Here is a 17,736-nt window from a genome sequence, read left to right as displayed (position 1 = left end):
CCAGATTACATACAGGCAGTATGTATGTAAATGTCGATCAGAACAGGTACTGGTCGAAGTACCACTGCCCGCCGGTGGAGTAGCACGGCTCCGGGGTCAGTGGGTACGCCTTGCGCAGGCTTTCGCAGGTGGACTTGGCCGGGAACGGGCCGTGGCGGACGATCCCTTCGGCGCCTGCCGTCGTGGCCCCCGCCACGCCGCCCGCGGTCAGGAAGGCGGCCGCCGCGGCGAGGGCGACAGCGGCCGATCGGGTCCGGAACTTGGTCATGCTCGCTCTTTTCGTTCGAGAGGAACTCGGGGAACAAGCACAGCAGGCGCCGCTTACACGACGCTGACGATCACGGGCGGGATCGGTGCGGGCGCTCAGTGCCACGGTTCGACGGCTTTGCCGCCGAACCCGATCGTCGCCTGCGCCCGCCTGGCCGCGGTATCGCACGAAATCGCGTTCCGCGTGGGCAGCACGTCGTCGAGGAAGGCGAAGTCGGGACGCCGGTTTTCCCGGTGCCAGCGGGAAATCTCGGCCCAGCCCGGTGCGGCGAGGCCGCCGCCGAACTGCTGCACCGACAGTGCCGCGGTGAGCGAGGCGAACCGGAGCCGTTGCGGCAGCGGCCATCCGGCGAGCGTGCCCGCGACGAATCCCGCGCCGAACACGTCACCGGCCCCGGTCGCGTCGAGCGCGTCGGTCGGCAGCGCGGGGACCCGCGCGGATTCCCCGGTGGTGGCGTCGGTCGCGAGCACGCCCTCGCCGCCGCAGGTGATCACCGCGACCGGCACCAGTTCCGCGAGCGCGGCCAGCGCCGCTTCCGGGGTGTCCGTCCTGGTGTACCGCATCGCCTCGACGCGGTTCGGCACGAAGGCGTGGCAGCAGGCGAGCTGGTCGAGCAGCTCCGGTGCCCATTCCTCGGACGGGTCCCAGCCGACGTCGGCGAAGACCATGCTGCCCGCGGCGTGCGCCTGCCGAACCCAGTCCTCGGTGTCCCTGCCGATGTGCACCACGGTCGCCCTGCTCGGCGGCGGCGAGCCGGTGAGCTCGGTCAGCGGCACCGGCGGCGCGTGCCCGTGCGTCACCATCGCGCGGTCGTGGTCGTAGGCGAGGGACACCGTGACCGGAGAGTGCCAGCCGGGGAACCGGCGCGAGCGCGACAGGTCGACGCCTTCCTGGCGTTCGAGCACGTCCCAGCAGTAGCGGCCGTAGAGATCGGTGCCGAACGCGGCGGCGAGCGAGGTGCGGAGGCCGAGCCGTGCCAGCGCGATGGCGAGGTTCGCGATACCGCCCGGCCCCGATCCCATCCCGCGCGTCCACACCTCGGTACCCGGTGCCGGCGGCTGGTCCATACCGGTGAAGACCAGATCGAAGAACAGCAGCCCGGACAGGAAGACGTCCAGATCCGCCGGGTGCGGAGGGTCCGCCGAACCAGTCACGTGCCCCTCCCGGACGCTGATCAAGTCCCGGTACGAGGATGCGCCCCGAGCCCGGCTTTGGCAAAGTTTCCCAGCGGGTGTGGAGGTGGGCATGAAGCTGGCGATCCTCGGTGGCGGCGGTTTCCGCGTGCCGCTCGTGCACGCCGCGCTGCTCACCGGACGCGGTGCGGGCGTGGTGACCGAACTGGTGCTGCACGACGTGGACGCGGGACGGCTCGCCGCCGTCGCGACCGTGCTGGCCGAGCAGGCACGCGGTGCCGAAGGCGCGCCCTCGGTCACCACCACGACCGATCTCGCCACCGCACTGTCCGATGTGGACTTCGTGTTCTCGGCTGTCCGGGTCGGCGGGATGCGGGGCAGGCAGTTCGACGAACGGGTCGCGCTCGCCGAAGGCGTGCTCGGGCAGGAGACCGTCGGCGCGGGCGGGATCGCCTACGGCCTGCGCACCGTGCCGCTCGCGGTCGAGCTGGCGCGCCGGATCGCCGAGCTGGCGCCGGGGGCGTGGGTCATCAACTTCACCAACCCGGCCGGGATGGTCACCGAGGCGATGGCACCGGTGCTGGGCGGCAGGGTGATCGGCATCTGCGACTCGCCGGCGGGCCTGTGCCGCCGGGTGGCGAGGGCGATCGGCGTCGCCGAGGACGGCGCGTGGTTCGACTACGCCGGGTTGAACCACCTCGGCTGGCTGCGCGGGGTGCACGTCGGCGGGGTCGACGTGCTGCCGGAGCTGCTCGCCTCGCCCGCGGTGGAAACGTTCGAGGAGGGCAGGCTCTTCGGAGCGGAATGGCTGCGCCTGCTCGGCGCGGTGCCGAACGAATACCTGCACTACTACTATTCCCCGCGCGAAGCCGTGGCCGCGGCCGGTGACGGTACTTCCTCGCGCGGCTCGGTCCTGCTGGCGCAGCAGCGCGAGTTCTACGCCTCGCCCGGACTGGGCACGTGGGAGCGCGCCCGTGCCGAACGCGAGGCCACCTACCTCGCCGAGGCGCGCGACGAGGCGCGCGACCCCGAAGACCTCGAGGGCGGCGGGTACGAACGGATCGCGATCGCGCTCATGCGCGCCATCGCCCGCGATGAGCGCACGACGCTGATCCTCAACGTGCGCAACGGAACCGCACTGTCCGGAGTGGACGAAGACGCGGTGGTCGAGGTGCCGTGCGCGGTCGGCGCGTTCGGCGCCCGCCCGATCGGCGCCGGCAGGCTGCCCGGTCACGCGCTGGGTTTGGTCCACGCGGTCAAGTCCGTGGAGCGGTCCGTGATCGAGGCCGCGGCCACCGGTTCGGCCGACGCCGCGGTGCGGGCGTTCGCGCTGCACCCGCTCGTCGATTCGGTGGCCGTGGCGCGCCGCCTCCTCGACGGCTACCGCGCCGCGCACCCTCAACTGTCCTATTTGCACTGACCGGGGGAGGCGGGCTGACGCGGGGAACGACCGCATGGGGGTTACGGTCTTCCTCGCGCCAGCCCTGGATCCCGGCTCGTGCCGGGCGGCTCTCCCCAGTGCCGCGGTTTCGCTGGATGGAATATCCAGTTAACATCGACGGTGCACAGCATAGGACAGACTGCGGTGCTCATGTCAACTGAAACGAACATTCTCCGGTCTCGCCGCTGGTACCGGACTCGGCGGCCAAAGAAGGGGTGATCGTGTCCGCGCAATCGGACGGCTTGCCGTTCACGGATTCGTCCGAGCTCAGAGCCAAGGGCAGGACGGCGGCGCAGATCTTCGGCATCAAGCTCAACCACCTCCGGCGCACCGTGCCGCGCCGGGTGGACGAGGACGGCACCCGGCACTACTACACCCTCGAAGACGTCGCGAACGCCATCGGAGTGACCAGGCAGTACGTCAGCAAACTGGAACAGGGCGCGGTCGCCAACGGCATGGTGATGAACAAGGCGGAGCGGCTGGCCGAGCTGTTCGACGTGCCGGGGAGCTACTTCTTCGACAACGAAGCGAGCAAGGTCATCAACGCCGAGATCGACGCGATCAGGGCGATCGCGGCCGCGGGGCCCGAGGCCGCGATGGCACTGCGGGTGCTCGGCCACCGCGCGTCGACGAGCCCGGAGGACATGCCGCGGCTGCTGGCCGCGCTGCGCTCGGTCACCGAGGGCGCGGGGCCAGCCGGGGAAGTGGACTGAACCACTGTCAGTGCCGGACGGCGTCCGCGGCCACCGCCCATTTCGTCCCCGCCAGTGGTGCGGGCGCGAGCCCAGCCGAGTCCAGCAATCGGGCGACCTTCGCTTCGGCGGTGGCGGGAATGAGACCGGCGACCGGTTCGGAAAGGGCGCCTTCCCCGATGCCCGCCGAATTGCACGCGGCCGGGCCGCTGTTTTCGTTGAGCTCCTTCAGGGTGGTTTCGACGCGGTGCGCGTCCGCGGCGGGGCGCCCCGTTTCGCCTGCCCATTTCGCGATAACGGGCGCCAGGTATTCGGGGGAGGCGAACCCGCTTTCCGGGTTGTCCGCGTCGTGCATGGCCGAGGTGTCGAGCGTGCGGGCCATCGCGGCGGCGTAGAGCATGGTGGCCCAGTCCGCGCCGTTCGGGGAGGACGCCTCCAGTACCGCGACCGCGCTGGTGCCGATCGTCGCGACCAGCACCGGGGCACTCGTCTCCACGACGAGCATCGCCCGTATCGCGCGGAGCTGCCCGAAGGTGTCCGCGCCGCACCGGCTCGGCGTCGCGCGGGCGGCGATGGCGAGCACCTGCCAGCCGTCGTCGTCGATCCCGCCGAGCTCCGGGTCCCACCGCCGCAGTGGTTCGAACCGGGTCAACGGCAGCTCGGCTCGCCCCAGAACGAAACTACCGGTGAATGACATGGGCCTTCCTCGGGGACCGAGCGGGATCAGGTGTTCGATGATCACGACTGCGGTGATCACTCTGACCGATATCGCGCGGCCACGGTATCCGGCAATGGGGTTGTCCGCATCGGCCGCGGCCAATTCTGGGTAATAATCCGCTTTCCCGGCAACGGGTCCGGGCGCGAATCGACGTGCGCGTCCAGATGACTTGGCGCTGGGGGAAGCGCTCTCGGTGTCCATTGACGATAGTCCCGGTACGGCTATACTGACCGCTGCTGATCGAAGGCATGGCCTTCACGTCAACTTCGATCGTGCGGCCCGCTCTCGGCGCCCGAGGCGTGGTCGGTCCGTGGACCACAGGCCGCGAGGTCTGTGCGCAACGGCGGCGCGTCGTTCCGTTTCCCCGCTCGCGGGTGCTCGGGCGCGCCCGCCCGTCCGCCGAGTGAGGGGCCGATCCGCGTGCGCGAACAGGACCGGACGCAGCGCCACTGGACGCAGCGTCGCGAGGGATCGGACGGCACGGCGGAACGCGTGCGATGGCGGCGCTCGCCCGCCCCGCCCTCGCTCGAACCGGGTGATCCGGGAGAACGCCGCCCCACCCGCCGCCGCGACGGGATGATCCCGCAGCGCCGCCGCCCCTCGCCCGCCGACGCGTGCCACCGGTTCGTGCGGGAGTTCGCGCTGCCCGCGGAGTTCGGCGTCCCCGAACTCGTCGAACGGGCCGTGGCGATGCGGGGCGGGCGCCCGATCGAGGTCAAGGCGGCCGATCTGGCGGGCACCACGCCGACCGGGATGGTCGTCTCGCGTCGCGGCCACGACGTGATCCTCCACCCGGAGACCGCCACCCCGGTGCACCGCAGGCACATCGTCGCCCACGAGATCGCCCACCTGATGCTCGGCCACGACGGTCACACGGTGCCAGAGGACGTGGCGGAGCTCTGCCGCGCCACGGTCGCGCCGCACCTGACGGACGGGCTGATCCGGCGCCTGCTCGGCAGGACCACGTTCGCCGAGGCGGGGGAGCACGACGCCGAACTGGCCGCGACCTTGTTGTGCCGCCCCGATTTCACCCGCCCGCCGCTGGCGGAGTGGGCGGAGGCGGTGCTGGAGGAGATCGAGTTCCTGCGGAGCACGATCACCGCTCCGTTCCCCGAGATCGTCCTCAGTGGACTCGGGGACGCCGATCTGGGGACCCGCCTGTACCGGGCGGTCATCGAGATCAGGGACGCGCGGCTCAGGCTCCTGCCCTACGTGCCCGCCGGGGTCGCCACCGCGGTGGACCGGGTGTGCCGGGCGGCGGGCGCCGGCGTCGCCGAGCGCGAAGCGGTGCGCGTCGCGGCGGAGATCACCCTCGGGCTGGACGGGTACGCCGCGGGCAGGCGGACCACCGGTGTCCGGGTCGGCGCGCAGCACCGCGAGCCGGTCTGCCGCACGGTGCGCGACGAGGCGGAGTTCCTCGCCGGGGTCGCACTCGCCTTCGATGGCGGGTTGGTCGCACAGGTGCGGTGTTCTTTATCGGGCGGCGAAATTTGCGCTGCCAGGGCGCGGCACCCGTGGTGATCTGCTCGTTCACCTCCGGTTCGCCCTGACTCGTCCGCCTACAACTCCGAGTGCCGCGAGGTCCGGGCCGAAGGCGCGGCCATTGCCAGGACGACCACAACGGCGATCCGGTGCGCCCCGCGCGCCGGGAGCGTGCAGTCGGGCGCAGGGCCGCCAAGGCCCTCTAAATTTGCGATGGCAGGGCGCCATCACGACTAACCGGCGGTTCACTTTGAGTGCCGCGCCCTGGCTGCGCAAATTTTGCCGCCCGATAGACAACACCGTAGTCGCCGATGGCGGGTTCGAGCACGGCGTAGGCTTCTTCGGCGGTTTCGGCGAGCGAGCGAAGGTTTTCGGCCCGGTCCTCGCCCGCGACGCTGCGGCGCAGCGCGTGGTGGAACAGCAGGCGGTTCACCGCGGCGAGCTGCGCGGCCACGAGTTTCGGCACGATGCCGTCGTCCCCGGACTCCGCGGCCAGCTGCGCGGCCAGTTCCGCTTCGGCCTGGTCGTGGAGTTCGCGGAGCCTGGCCAGCAGCACCGGGCTCTCGCACACCATCCTCGCCCACGAGGAGTCGGTGCCACCGAGGGTGTCGTCCCGGCATTCGACCCTCGTCGTGTACTCGCGGCGGAGCGCTTCGAGCACGGACGTCCCCGGTTCGCGGGCCGCCGCGGTCTTCGCCAGGTGCGTGCGCATCTGCTCGGCGAGGTCGAACACCAGGTCTTCCTTCAGCGGGAAGTGGTTGGTCACCGTCATCCTGGCGACCCCGGCCGCGGCGGCGATCTCCGCGATCGTCACGTTCCCGAAGCCCCTTTCCTCGAACAGTTCCGTCGCCACGTCCGAGATCAGCTGGCGCGTCTGGCGCTTGGCGCGGTCCCGGAGCCGTTCTGCCGTCATGCGAGCCACTGTACCGCTCCGTTGGCTCTGACCCATTAAATGTACTTGACCTAGTCGGTAGGTCGCACCTAATGTCTGGACCGAGTCAAAAACGATGAGTGAAAGGACCCGGTCCGTGACCACATCAGCGGCGCCGCCCGCGCCAGACCGCCTCGACCCCCGGCTGATCCGGATGGGGCTGGTGCTCGGCAGCGCGCCGATCCTCGCCGGTATCGACGCGACCGCGGTCGGCATCGGGCTGGGCGGGATGGCGCGCGACTTCGGGGCCGCGCTGGCCGACGTGCAATGGGTCGCCACCGGCTACCTGCTGGCGATCGCGCTGGTTATGCCGGTGTCGGGCTGGGTGAGCGAGCGCTTCGGCGCGCGCCGGATGTGGCTCACCGCGGTCGGGTTGTTCACCCTGGGCTCGGTCCTGTGCGGGTTCGCCTGGTCGCTGCCGTCGCTGCTGGTGTTCCGCACGCTGCAGGCCGTCGGCGGTGGCCTGATGAACCCGATCGGGCAGACCATCGTGGCGAAGGCGGCCGGCCCCGCCCAGATCGGCAGGCTGATGAGCCTGTTGTCCGCCTCGATCACCTTCGCGCCGGTGCTGGGGCCGATCCTCGGCGGCGCGCTCGTCGAGGACGCCGGGTGGCGCTGGATCTTCTTCCTGAACCTGCCGATCTGCCTCGTCGCGCTGCCGCTGGCGGCGAAGCTGGTGCCGAAGGACGGCGAAGACCGGAACACCGGGAACCGGTTCGACCTGCTCGGCCTCGCGCTGCTTTCGCCCGGCCTGGCGGGCGTGGTCTACGGGCTCTCGGACGTCGAAGGCGGCGGGCTCAGCTCGGCGGGGATCGCGGTGCTCGTCGCGGGGGCGGCGCTGATCGGCTGGTACGTGGTGCACGCGCTGCGGAAGAAGGGCCTGCCGCTGATCGACGTCCGGCTGTTCGCGCGGCGCGGGTTCACCGTCGCCAGCGTCACCGCCTTCGTCGCGGGGGCTTCGCTGTACAGCTCGATGGTGCTGCTTCCGCTGTACTACCAGCAGATCCACCACGCGGACAGCCTCCAGGTCGGCCTGCTCCTCGTGCCCCAGGCGCTCGGGACCGCCGCGGGCGCGTTCGTCGCGGGCATGCGGGCCGATCGGCGCGGGTACCGCGCGGTGGTGACCGGCGGTGTGCTCCTCGCGCTCGTGGGCACCGTCCCGTTCGCGCTGACCGGGTTGCCGGGCTGGCTGTTGTCGGTGGCGCTGTTCGTCCGCGGTGCCGGGCTGGGCGCGGTGATGGGGCCGACGATGGGCGCGGCCTACGCGAGCGTCGAGCCGCACCAGACGGCGCGCGCGGCCGGCGCGGTCAACGTGGTGAACCGGATCGGCGGCTCGCTGGGCACCGCGATCCTCATGATGGTCCTGCTCGGCCAGGGCACCGGCGCGGAAACGGCCTACGGCACCACGTTCTGGTGGGCGATCGCGCTGTCCGCGGTGGCGGTCGTGCCCGCGCTGTTCTTCCCCAAGCGGCGCGCGTGACTCAGTCCGGCAGGTGCGGCACGGTGATCCCTTCGTCGCGGCCGAGCAGGGCGGCCCTGGTGACCGCCTTGCTGCCGTAGCGGTCCCGCAGGGTGTCGAGCGCGGTGTCGAGTGCGCCTTCCGCGTGCTCCTCGAACGGGAGCACCAGCTGCACCGACCCTTCGTTGTCCAAATTGGACAGTGCGAAGCCGATGAGGGTGAGGCCCTTCTCGTCGATCGTCGGCTGCGCCGCGCCGAGCAGCGACCGCGCGGCGGCGAGGATCGCGCCGGTGTGCATCGTCGGCTGGGACAGCGTGCGGGACCGGGTGGCCCTGGTGAAATCGGCGAACCGCATGCGCAGCGTGACGGTGCGGCACACCCGTTTCGCCGCGCGGAGCCTGCGCGCGAGCCGGTCGACGAGGGAGGTGAGGATCGCGTCCAGTTCGGACGGTGGTCTCGGCCTGCCGCCGAGCGCCCGCTGCGCGCCGATCGACCGCCGCCGCCTGCCGGGCCGCACCGGCCGCGGGTCGTGGTTCAGCGCCAGCGCGAGCAGGTGCCTGCCCGCCGCGCGCCCGAGCATCGAGACGAGTTCGCGCTCGCCGAGCGCCGCGAGATCGCGCACCGTGGCGATGCCGCGGTCGTGCAGCTTCCGCGCGGTCACCTTGCCGACGCCCCACAGCCGTTCCACCGGCAGCGGGTGCAGGAAGGCCAGCTCGCCGTCGTGCGGGACGACGAGCAGCCCGTCCGGTTTGGCGACCCCGCTGGCCACCTTCGCGAGGAACTTGGTCCGCGCCACGCCGACCGTGATCGGCAGCCCGACCCGCGCCAGCACGTCCGCGCGCAGCCGGGCCGCGATCTGCGACGGCGACCCCGAGATCTTCGCGAGCCCGCCCACGTCGAGGAACGCTTCGTCGATCGAGAGCCCCTCGACGAGCGGGGTGGTTTGCTCGAAGACCTCGAACACCGCCTTGCTCGCTTCGGCGTAGGCGGACATCCTCGGCGGCACCACCACGGCGTGCGGGCACAGCGTGCGCGCCTGCCTGCCGTTCATCGCGGTGCGCACGCCGTACGCCTTCGCCTCGTAGCTCGCGGCCAGCACGACCCCGCCGCCGACGAGCACCGGGCGCCCGCGCAGGGCGGGATCGTCCCGCTGCTCGACCGACGCGTAGAACGAGTCCAGATCGGCGTGCAGAATGGGGCCTTCGATTATCGGCACGAACACATGTTCGCATCGGAGGCCGACATTATCGACCGATCCGGGGGTTTCCACCCGCGCGATCCCGGGTAACTCGGCGGAGCGCGAAGCGTCGAACACAGGAGGTCACGGTGGCGATTGCGACGGTCAACCCGGCGACCGGCGAACGGGTCCGGTCGTTCGACCCGCTCACCGAGGGGGAGATCGAGGAGAAGCTGGCCAAGGCCGCGGCGGCGTTCCGCGCGTACCGGAAGACCACCTACGCCGAACGGGCCGCCCTGCTGCGCCGCGCCGCGGACATCCTCGACGACGAGGCCGACGAGCTGGCGCGGCTCGCGACCCTGGAAATGGGCAAGACGCTGGGGGCCGCGGTCGCCGAGGTGCGCAAGAGCGCGCTCGGCTGCCGGTGGTTCGCCGAGCACGGGGAGGCGATGCTGGCCGACCAGCCGTGGCCGATCGAGGACGGCACCGTCTACACGCGATACGAGCCGCTCGGGCCGGTGCTCGCGGTGATGCCGTGGAACTTCCCGTACTGGCAGGTGTTCCGGTTCGCCGCGCCCGTGCTGATGGCGGGCAACACCGGCCTGCTCAAGCACGCTTCGAACGTGCCGCAGGTGGCGCTCGCGATCTCCGACGTGCTGCGCCGCGCCGGATTCGCCGACGGCGTGTTCCAGACGCTGCTCGTGCCGTCGTCGGAGATCGACGGGATCATCGGTGACGAGCGGGTGCGCGCGGTGACGCTGACCGGGAGCGAGCCCGCGGGCAGGGCGGTCGGCGCCGCGGCGGGGCAGCACATCAAGGCGAGCGTCCTCGAACTCGGCGGCAGCGACGCGTTCATCGTGATGCCCTCGGCCGATCTCGAGGCGGCCGTGGCGAACGCGGTGGAATCCCGCCTGCTCAACAACGGCCAGTCGTGCATCAACGCGAAGCGCTTCATCGTGCACGCGGACGTCTACGACGAGTTCCTGGAGAGGTTCGTCGCGAAGATGGCGGCGCTGAAGCTCGGCGACCCGATGGCGCCGGACACCGAGCTGGGACCGCTGTCCTCACCGGATGCTGTGGAGACCCTGCACCAGCAGGTCACCGACACCGTCGCGGCCGGGGCGAAGCTGCACACCGGCGGGAAACCGGTGGAGGGACCGGGCAACTACTACCCGGCGACCGTGCTCAGCGACATCCCGGACGGTTCGCCAGGCCACCACGAGGAGTTCTTCGGCCCGGTGGCGCTGGTGTGGCGCGCGGACTCTGCCGACGACGCGATCCGGATCGCCAACGACTCGCCGTTCGGCCTCGGCGGCAGCGCGTGGACCGCCGACGCCGAGGAGCAGCGGCGGTTCGTCACCGAGGTGGAGACGGGCATGCTGTACGTCAACAAGTACACCGCCTCCACCCCGGAGGTTCCCTTCGGTGGCGCCAAGAGCTCCGGTTACGGCAGGGAACTCGCCGATTTCGGCCCGAAGTCGTTCGTCAACGCGAAAACCGTCTGGATCGCTTAGCGGTTCGTGAAGGCAGGCTTCCGCTTTTCGGTGAACGCGGCCATGCCCTCCTTCTGGTCCGCGGTGGCGAAGGTGCCGTGGAACACGCGCCGTTCGAACAGGATGCCTTCGGTGAGGCCGGTTTCGAACGCGCGGTTCACCGCCTCCTTCGCCATCATGGCCGCGGGGGTGGACATCCCGGCGATCTTCTCCGCGGTCGCCAGCGCCTCGTCGAGCAGCGAGTCCGCGGGCACGATCCGCGACACCAGCCCGGCGCGCTCGGCCTCTTCGGCGTCCATCATCCGGCCGGTCAGGCACAGCTCCATCGCCTTCGCCTTGCCGACGGCCCTGGTGAGCCGTTGCGATCCGCCCATCCCGGGGATCACGCCGAGGGTGATCTCCGGCTGGCCGAACTTCGCGGTGTCGGCGGCGAGCAGCACGTCGCACATCATCGCCAGCTCGCACCCGCCGCCGAGCGCGTACCCCGCGACGGCGGCGATCAACGGCGTGCGCACGCGCGTCAACGCGTCCCAGCCCGCGAACCAGTCGGCGGCGTAGACGTCGCTGAAGGACTGCGGCTGCATTTCCTTGATGTCGGCGCCCGCGGCGAACGCCTTCGCCGAGCCGGTCAGCACGATCGCGCCGATCTCGCGATCGCGGTCCAGTTCCGCGGCCGCCTCGGTGACCTCGCCCATCACCTGCTGGTTCAACGCGTTCAACGCCTTGGGGCGGTTGAGGGTGATAAGGCCGACGCCGGGGGCGGGCCGGGTGACGAGAATGGTGTCAGGCATCGAGGCCGTCCTTTCGGATCGAGGTGATGATCGCCGAGAAGTCGCGGCCAGGACCGTCCTCTCCGACGAACGCGGCGTACTGCTCGGCGGCCGCGCGGGCGAGCGAGGTCGGCACGCCGTGCTCGTCGGCCGCCGATCGCGCGAGCCGGAGGTCCTTGAGCATCAGGCCGCTGGCGAACCCGCCCTGATAGCCGCGATTGGCGGGGCTGGCGGGCACCGGGCCCGGCACGGGGCAGTTCGTGGTCAGCGCCCAGCACTGACCGGACGCGGTCGAGGCGACGTCGAACAGCGCCTGGTCGGTCAGCCCGAGCGAGCGGCCGAGCGCGAACGCCTCGCTCACCGCGATCATGGACACGCCGAGGATCAGGTTGTTGCAGATCTTCACCGCCTGCCCCGATCCCGGCCCTCCACAGTGGACGATCCGCTGGCCCATCGCGGCCAGCAGCGGGTTCGCGGCGGCGAAAGCCGGTTCGCCGCCGCCGACCATGAAGGTGAGCGTGCCCGCCTCGGCGCCGACCACGCCGCCGGACACCGGTGCGTCCGCCGCGAGGTGCCCGGCGTCGGTGACCAGCTTCGCGGCGGCCCGCGCGTCGGCGACGTCGATCGTCGAACAGTCCAGGAACAGGGTGCCGGGGGAGACGTGCGGCAGCAGTTCCGCGTAGCAGTCGAGCACGTGCTTGCCGCTGGGCAGCATGGTGAGCACCGCTGCCGCCCCGCGCACCGCGTCGACGGCGCTCGCCGCCGTCGTGATCCCGGCGCGCTCGCGGGCCTCGGGAACCGGGTCGAACCCGGTCACCGCGTGCCCCGCCGCCGCGAGGTTGGCGGCCATCGGGCCGCCCATGTTGCCGAGCCCGAGGAACGCGATCACCGGCCCGCCTCCCATTCGTCTTCGAGCGGGGCGAAGAAGCTCGCCACGAGATCGTCGCCGACTTCGCCGAGCGTGCCGGGCGACCAGCGCGGGTTCCGGTCCTTGTCGATGATCTGCGCGCGGATCCCCTCGGCGAGATCGGGGGAGCGCAGCGCCGCCGACGACACGCGGAACTCCTGCGCCAGCACGGTTTCGAGATCCGGCAGCGCCTTCGCCGTGCGCAGTGCCCGCAGCGTGACCTTGAGCGAGGTCGGTGACTTCCCGGCGATTTCCTTGGCCGCGGACGACGCCGCTTCACCGGAACCGCTGAGCCGTTCGAGGATCTCCTCCACGGTGTCCGCGGAGTAGCACGCGTCGATCCAGTCGCGCTGCCTCGCCAGTTCGCTTTCTGGCGCGGGCTCGGCGAAGGACCGCACGGTCTCGCCGTTCGCCAGTGCTTCGGCGAGTTCGCCGAGCCGTCCACTCGGGACGTAGTAGTCCGCGAGTCCGCAGTAGATCGCGTCGGCGCCGGAGATCTGGCCCGCGGTGAGGGCGATGTGCGTGCCGAGCTGCCCCGGCGTCCGCGAGAGCAGGTAGGTGCCGCCGACGTCCGGCACGAACCCGATCCCGGTCTCCGGCATGCCGATCCTGGACCGCTCGGTGACCACGCGCACGGAGCCGTGCGCGGAGACGCCGACACCACCGCCCATCACGAGCCCGTCCATCAGCGCGACGTACGGCTTGGGGTACCGCGCGATCCGGGCGTTGAGCCGGTATTCGTCGGCCCAGAACGGCAGCGACGCGGTACCGCCGGAGCGCGCGTCCTGGTAGATCGCGCGGATGTCGCCGCCGGCGCAGAGCCCGCGTTCACCGGCCCCGTCGATCAGCACGGCGCGGACGAGGTCGTCGCCAGCCCAGTCGTCGAGCACCGCGCCGAGCACGCGCACCATGTCGTGGGTGAGCGCGTTGATCGCCTTCGGCCGGTTCAGGGTGATCCTGCCCAGTCCGTTGTGGACGGAGGTGCGCACTTCGGTCATCAGGCCGCTCCCAGCATCGAGCGGGACACGATGACCCGCATGATTTCGTTGGTACCTTCGAGGATCTGGTGCACGCGCAGGTCGCGCACGATCTTTTCCACGCCGTACTCGGCGAGGTAGCCGTAGCCGCCGTGCAGCTGCAGCGCTTGGTTGGCCACTTCGAACCCGGTGTCGGTGGCGAACCGCTTGGCCATCGCGCACAACTGGGTGGCACCCGGTTCGCGTCCATCGAGCGCGTCAGCCGCCCGCCAGAGCAGGGTCCGCGCCGCCTCCAGTTCGGTGCGCATGTCCGCGAGCCGGAACCGCAGCGCCTGCGCGTCGGACAGCTTCGCGCCGAACGCCTCCCGGTCGCGCAGGTGCGCGATCGCCTTGGCCAGCGCGGCTTCCGCGCCGCCGAGCGAGCACGCGGAGATGTTGAGCCTTCCCCCGTCCAAAGCGGACATCGCGACCCGGAACCCGTCGCCTTCCGCGCCGAGCCGGTTCTCCACCGGGACGCGGGCGCCGTCGAAGATCACCTGGCGCGTCGGCTGCGCGTTCCAGCCCATCTTGATCTCGTTGGCGCCGAAGGAAACCCCCGGTGTGTCCCGGTCGACGACCAGTGCCGAGATCCCGTGCGGTCCCGGCACCCCCGTCCGCACCAGCACTACGTACACATCGGACGCACCGGCGCCGGAGATGAACTGCTTCACGCCGTCCACGACGTAGTGGTCGCCGTCGCGAACGGCCCTTGTGGACAGTGCGGCCGCGTCCGAGCCCGCGCCGGGTTCGGTGAGGCAGTAGCTGCCGAGCGCGTCCATCGTGCACAGCCGGGGCAGGATCCGGTGGCGCTGCGCGTCGTCGCCGAACCGGTCGATCATCCAGCCGACCATGTTGTGGATGGACAGATAGCCCGCGATCGACGGGCAGCCGGTGGCGAGCGCCTCGAAGATGAGCGCCGCGTCCAGCCTGCCGAGTCCGGAGCCGCCCGCGTCCTCGGCGACGTACACCCCGCCCATGCCGAGCTGTGCCGCCTTGCGGAGCACGTCGACGGGGAAGTGCTTGGCCTGGTCCCATTCCAGCGCGTGCGGGGCGAGGTGCTCCGCCGCGAAGTCCGCGGCGGTCTCGCGCAATGCGCGCTGCTCGTCGGAGAGTCTCATCGTCGCCTCAGCTCATCGTCGGGATGACGAAGCTGGCGCCTTCCTTGACGCCGCCGGGCCAGCGCGAGGTGACGGTCTTGGTCTTGGTGTAGAACCGGATCGAGTCCGGCCCGTGCTGGTTGAGATCGCCGAAACCGGACCGCTTCCAGCCGCCGAAGGTGTGGTAGGCGATCGGCACCGGGATCGGCACGTTGACGCCGACCATGCCGGTGTTCACGCGGCTGGTGAAGTCGCGCGCGGTGTCGCCGTCACGGGTGAAGATCGCGACGCCGTTGCCGTACTCGTGTTCGCTCGGCAGCCGCAGTGCTTCCTCGTAGTCGGCGGCGCGCACGATGCTCAGCACCGGGCCGAACACCTCTTCTCGGTAGATCCGCATGTCCGGTGTCACGTGATCGAACAGCGTCCCACCGAGGAAGAACCCGTTCTCGTGGCCGGGAACCACGTGGTTCCTGCCGTCCACCACGAGTTCGGCACCTTCGTCCACACCGGACTGGATGTAGCCGGTCACCCTGGCCACCGCGTCGGCGGTGACGAGCGGGCCGAAGTCGGCGGTCTCGTCGAGGGAGGCGCCGATCTTCAACGCGCGCACCCGGTCGGCGAGCTTCGCCACGAGCGCGTCCGCGGTGGCTTCGCCGACCGGGACCGCGACGGAGATCGCCATGCAGCGTTCGCCAGCGGAGCCGTATCCGGCGCCGATGAGCGCGTCGGTGACCTGGTCCAGATCGGCGTCCGGCATCACGATCAGGTGGTTTTTCGCGCCACCGAAGCACTGCGCGCGCTTTCCGTGCGCCGCGGCGGTGGTGTAGATGTATTCGGCGATGTCGGACGAGCCGACGAACCCGACCGCTTCGATGCGGGGGTCGGTCAGCAGCGCGTCGACGGCTTCCTTGTCGCCGTTGACCACGTTGAACACGCCGGGTGGGAGTCCGGCTTCGACGAACAGTTCGGCGAGCCGCACCGGGACCGAAGGGTCGCGTTCGGACGGTTTGAGCACGAAGGCGTTGCCGCAGGCGATCGCGGGCGCGGCCTTCCACAGCGGGATCATCGCGGGGAAGTTGAACGGCGTGATCCCGGCGACGACGCCGAGCGGCTGGCGCATCGAGTACACGTCGATCCCGGTGCCCGCGCTGTCCGAGTACTCGCCCTTGAGCAGGTGCGGGATGCCGATGGCGAATTCGACGACCTCGAGCCCGCGTTGGATGTCGCCCTTCGCGTCCGGGACGGTCTTGCCGTGCTCGGACGAGAGCAGCCTCGCGAGCTCGTCCTCGTTCTCCCTGACCAGATCGACGAAGCGCATCAGGACCCTGGCCCGCCGCTGCGGGTTCCAGCGCGCCCAGTCCCGCTGCGCCGCAACGGAATCGGCGACGACGCCCGCGACCTCGTCCGCGGAAGCGAGCGGCACGGTGGCCCGCACTTCGCCGGTGCTGGGATCGAACACGTCACCGAAGCGGCCGGAGGAACCGGGAACACGCTTTCCGGAAACGTAGTGGTGAAGCTCTTTCTGCGCGCGTGAAGACATGCGTGCCTACTCCATCCTCGTGGAAACACGGACATCCGCGGCCGGTGACCTGGCTCGCCGGATCGGCGGCGCACCGGGTTTTCGGTGGCGCACCGCTCCTCCGGTCACAGTGGCGGGACCGCGCCGGATTCGCACCGGACTTCCCCGTTCCGCAGACCTGGAAGCACCATAAAGTAGGACGTCCTACTATGTCGAGATCGAGCCGAGGTGCTCGCCGTCACGTTGCGGGGTACGGGACGAACGTGCTGCTGTGCTCGTCGACGAGGAGGTCCTTGCCGATCGCGGGGAACGCGCGCTGCGGGCAGGCCGGACGTTCGCACACCTTGCAGCCCATGCCGATCGGGGTCACCGCGGCACCCGCGCCGAGTGCGAGCCCGTCGGAGTAGACGAGCCGCCGCGCGTGCCGGAGTTCGCAGCCGAGCCCGATCGCGAAGGTCTTGCCCGGCTCGCCGTGCGCGGCGGGACGCGTCACCGTCCGCGCGAGCCAGAAGTACTTCTTGCCGTCGGGCAGCTCCGCGATCTGGGTGAGGACGCGCCCCGGCGCGCCGAACGCCTCGTAGATGATCCACAGTGGACACGACCCGCCGACGCGCGAGAAGTGGAAACCGGTGGCGGACTGGCGTTTCGACAGGTTGCCCGCGCGGTCGGTGCGCACGAACGAGAACGGCACGCCCCTGGTTCCCCGCCGCTGCAACGTGGACAGGCGGTGGCACACCGTTTCGAAGCCCATGCCGAAGTGGTCGCACAGGCGTGTGATGTCGTACCGGTACCGCTCCGCGACGCCCAGGAACGACCGGTAGGGGAGCACGAGCGCGCCCGCGAAGTAGTTCGCGAGCCCGATCCGGGCGAGCCGCCGTGCGGTCTCGTTCGCGAAGGTTCCGGCGGCGGCCAGTTCGTCGATCGTGTCGCGTGCTTCGAGCAGGGCGAGCTCCGAGGCCATCCGGAAGGCGGCCTGCCCCGGCCGCAGCCCGGGGGCGATCCTCAGTACCTTCTCCGCCGGGTCGAACCGGTGCTGGGCCGAAGGCGCGAGCCCGTCCGAGGTGACCGTGACGCCGTGCCGATCGGCGAGGCGGGCCGCGAGCGCCGTCCGCACCTCACCCGGCCGCAGGCCCAGTTCGACGGCGAGGCCTTCGGCGTGCTCGTCCAGTTCGGCCACGTGGTTCTGCCGCTCGGAGAAGTAGTCGCGAACCTCTTCGTGCGGCTGGCGCGCGGCGTCGGCGCGCGCTCCGTGGCCCGCGGCGAGGCTTTCGGTGGCGTCGCGGTAGCGGCGGTGCAGGCGGACCAGCGTCCTGGCCACCGATGGGAGGTTGCTCGCCAGCTCGTCCAGTTCACCGGGGGAGAGGTGCTCGCCGATCGTGTCGTCGGTCAGCACCTCGCGGACGTCGGCGAGCAGGCGCGCGGTGTCCTTCGCGGCGAAGAACTCGGCGTCCACCCCGAAGGTCTCGGTCAGCCGGACCAGCACCGCCGGGGTCAGCGGCCGGGTGTTGCGCTCGATCTGGTTGACGTAGCTCGGCGAGATCTCCAGCAGCCGCGCGAGCTCGGCCTGGCTCATCGACCGCCCTTCGCGCAGGTGCCGCAGCCGTCCGCCCGCGAACGTCTTCTCCACCTCGGC

At 70.9% G+C, this 17,736-nt stretch carries 16 protein-coding genes and 1 riboswitch; of the genes, 5 read left to right on the top strand and 11 right to left on the bottom strand.

Going from position 1 to position 17,736, the window contains the following annotated elements; all coding sequences use genetic code 11:
- Window positions 1-37: 37 nt before the first annotated feature.
- Entirely contained in the window at window positions 38-268 is a 231-nt protein-coding gene (locus HUW46_RS09485) for a hypothetical protein (RefSeq protein ID WP_215546944.1), read from the bottom strand.
- 95 nt (window positions 269-363) lie between these two features.
- Window positions 364-1,422 (bottom strand): carbohydrate kinase family protein, encoded by a 1,059-nt coding sequence (locus HUW46_RS09480; RefSeq protein ID WP_254125988.1) that lies wholly within the window; start codon window positions 1,420-1,422, stop codon window positions 364-366.
- 91 nt (window positions 1,423-1,513) lie between these two features.
- Here HUW46_RS09480 and HUW46_RS09475 point away from each other — a divergent pair, with 91 nt between their 5' ends.
- Window positions 1,514-2,821, top strand: a complete 1,308-nt coding sequence (locus HUW46_RS09475) for a family 4 glycosyl hydrolase (RefSeq protein WP_215546942.1) — start codon at window positions 1,514-1,516, stop codon at window positions 2,819-2,821.
- A 242-nt stretch (window positions 2,822-3,063) separates the two neighbouring features.
- Window positions 3,064-3,555 (top strand): helix-turn-helix domain-containing protein, encoded by a 492-nt coding sequence (locus HUW46_RS09470; RefSeq protein WP_215546941.1) that lies wholly within the window; start codon window positions 3,064-3,066, stop codon window positions 3,553-3,555.
- Between the two features lie 7 nt (window positions 3,556-3,562).
- On the opposite strand, the gene HUW46_RS09465 is transcribed toward HUW46_RS09470, so the two are convergent.
- The gene (locus HUW46_RS09465; RefSeq protein WP_215546940.1) at window positions 3,563-4,231 is read right to left on the bottom strand and encodes a hypothetical protein; all 669 of its coding nucleotides are present in this window, start codon (window positions 4,229-4,231) and stop codon (window positions 3,563-3,565) included.
- A gap of 441 nt (window positions 4,232-4,672) precedes the next feature.
- On the opposite strand from HUW46_RS09465, the gene HUW46_RS09460 reads away from it, so the two are divergent.
- Complete coding sequence (locus HUW46_RS09460; protein WP_215546939.1) at window positions 4,673-5,773, top strand: DUF6545 domain-containing protein; 1,101 nt, start codon at window positions 4,673-4,675, stop codon at window positions 5,771-5,773.
- 163 nt (window positions 5,774-5,936) lie between these two features.
- Here the strand turns inward: HUW46_RS09460 and HUW46_RS09455 are convergent, their stop codons facing one another.
- On the bottom strand, window positions 5,937-6,647 hold the full coding sequence (locus HUW46_RS09455; RefSeq protein WP_215546938.1) for a TetR/AcrR family transcriptional regulator: 711 nt from the start codon (window positions 6,645-6,647) through the stop codon (window positions 5,937-5,939).
- A gap of 115 nt (window positions 6,648-6,762) precedes the next feature.
- On the opposite strand from HUW46_RS09455, the gene HUW46_RS09450 reads away from it, so the two are divergent.
- Entirely contained in the window at window positions 6,763-8,145 is a 1,383-nt protein-coding gene (locus HUW46_RS09450; protein WP_254125986.1) for a DHA2 family efflux MFS transporter permease subunit, read from the top strand.
- 1 nt (window position 8,146) lies between these two features.
- Here HUW46_RS09450 and dinB read toward each other — a convergent pair whose 3' ends face one another.
- Window positions 8,147-9,346 carry a DNA polymerase IV gene (gene dinB, locus HUW46_RS09445; RefSeq protein ID WP_215546936.1) on the bottom strand — a complete coding sequence of 400 codons (1,200 nt, stop codon included), beginning with the start codon at window positions 9,344-9,346 and terminating at the stop codon, window positions 8,147-8,149.
- A gap of 104 nt (window positions 9,347-9,450) precedes the next feature.
- Here dinB and HUW46_RS09440 point away from each other — a divergent pair, with 104 nt between their 5' ends.
- Window positions 9,451-10,815, top strand: a complete 1,365-nt coding sequence (locus tag HUW46_RS09440) for an NAD-dependent succinate-semialdehyde dehydrogenase (RefSeq protein ID WP_215546935.1) — start codon at window positions 9,451-9,453, stop codon at window positions 10,813-10,815.
- Here the strand turns inward: HUW46_RS09440 and HUW46_RS09435 are convergent.
- From HUW46_RS09435 to HUW46_RS09410, 6 genes are all read right to left on the bottom strand, one after another.
- A complete protein-coding gene (locus HUW46_RS09435; protein WP_215546934.1) occupies window positions 10,812-11,585 on the bottom strand; it encodes an enoyl-CoA hydratase in 774 nt (257 codons plus the stop codon). The two genes, HUW46_RS09440 and HUW46_RS09435, sit on opposite strands and share 4 nt — an antisense overlap.
- Window positions 11,578-12,468, bottom strand: coding sequence for a 3-hydroxyisobutyrate dehydrogenase (mmsB, locus tag HUW46_RS09430; RefSeq protein ID WP_215546933.1), 891 nt, complete (start codon window positions 12,466-12,468; stop codon window positions 11,578-11,580). Before mmsB ends, HUW46_RS09435 begins: the two co-directional genes overlap by 8 nt.
- Window positions 12,450-13,469, bottom strand: a complete 1,020-nt coding sequence (locus HUW46_RS09425; RefSeq protein ID WP_215546932.1) for an enoyl-CoA hydratase/isomerase family protein — start codon at window positions 13,467-13,469, stop codon at window positions 12,450-12,452. The genes mmsB and HUW46_RS09425 overlap by 19 nt, the downstream gene beginning before the upstream one ends.
- Complete coding sequence (locus HUW46_RS09420) at window positions 13,469-14,605, bottom strand: acyl-CoA dehydrogenase family protein (protein ID WP_215546931.1); 1,137 nt, start codon at window positions 14,603-14,605, stop codon at window positions 13,469-13,471. Before HUW46_RS09420 ends, HUW46_RS09425 begins: the two co-directional genes overlap by 1 nt.
- A gap of 7 nt (window positions 14,606-14,612) precedes the next feature.
- The gene (locus HUW46_RS09415) at window positions 14,613-16,124 is read right to left on the bottom strand and encodes a CoA-acylating methylmalonate-semialdehyde dehydrogenase (RefSeq protein ID WP_215546930.1); all 1,512 of its coding nucleotides are present in this window, start codon (window positions 16,122-16,124) and stop codon (window positions 14,613-14,615) included.
- A gap of 22 nt (window positions 16,125-16,146) precedes the next feature.
- Window positions 16,147-16,300: riboswitch (cobalamin riboswitch) on the bottom strand.
- Window positions 16,301-16,341: 41 nt separating this feature from the next.
- Complete coding sequence (locus tag HUW46_RS09410) at window positions 16,342-17,730, bottom strand: short-chain fatty acyl-CoA regulator family protein (RefSeq protein ID WP_215546929.1); 1,389 nt, start codon at window positions 17,728-17,730, stop codon at window positions 16,342-16,344.
- Between the last annotated feature and the right edge of the window lie 6 nt (window positions 17,731-17,736).

This window comes from Amycolatopsis sp. CA-230715, assembly GCF_018736145.1.
GTDB lineage: Bacteria > Actinomycetota > Actinomycetes > Mycobacteriales > Pseudonocardiaceae > Amycolatopsis.
This window is presented reverse-complemented; position numbering and strand designations above follow the sequence as displayed.

Coding starts and splice junctions, on each gene's coding strand:
- HUW46_RS09435 (WP_215546934.1), bottom strand. CDS start 11,585: ATGCCTGACACCATTCTCGTCACCCGGCCCGCCCCCGGCGTCGGCCTT.
- HUW46_RS09420 (WP_215546931.1), bottom strand. CDS start 14,605: ATGAGACTCTCCGACGAGCAGCGCGCATTGCGCGAGACCGCCGCGGAC.
- HUW46_RS09465 (WP_215546940.1), bottom strand. CDS start 4,231: ATGTCATTCACCGGTAGTTTCGTTCTGGGGCGAGCCGAGCTGCCGTTG.
- HUW46_RS09455 (WP_215546938.1), bottom strand. CDS start 6,647: ATGACGGCAGAACGGCTCCGGGACCGCGCCAAGCGCCAGACGCGCCAG.
- mmsB (WP_215546933.1), bottom strand. CDS start 12,468: ATGGGAGGCGGGCCGGTGATCGCGTTCCTCGGGCTCGGCAACATGGGC.
- HUW46_RS09415 (WP_215546930.1), bottom strand. CDS start 16,124: ATGTCTTCACGCGCGCAGAAAGAGCTTCACCACTACGTTTCCGGAAAG.
- HUW46_RS09475 (WP_215546942.1), top strand. CDS start 1,514: ATGAAGCTGGCGATCCTCGGTGGCGGCGGTTTCCGCGTGCCGCTCGTG.
- HUW46_RS09425 (WP_215546932.1), bottom strand. CDS start 13,469: ATGACCGAAGTGCGCACCTCCGTCCACAACGGACTGGGCAGGATCACC.
- HUW46_RS09485 (WP_215546944.1), bottom strand. CDS start 268: ATGACCAAGTTCCGGACCCGATCGGCCGCTGTCGCCCTCGCCGCGGCG.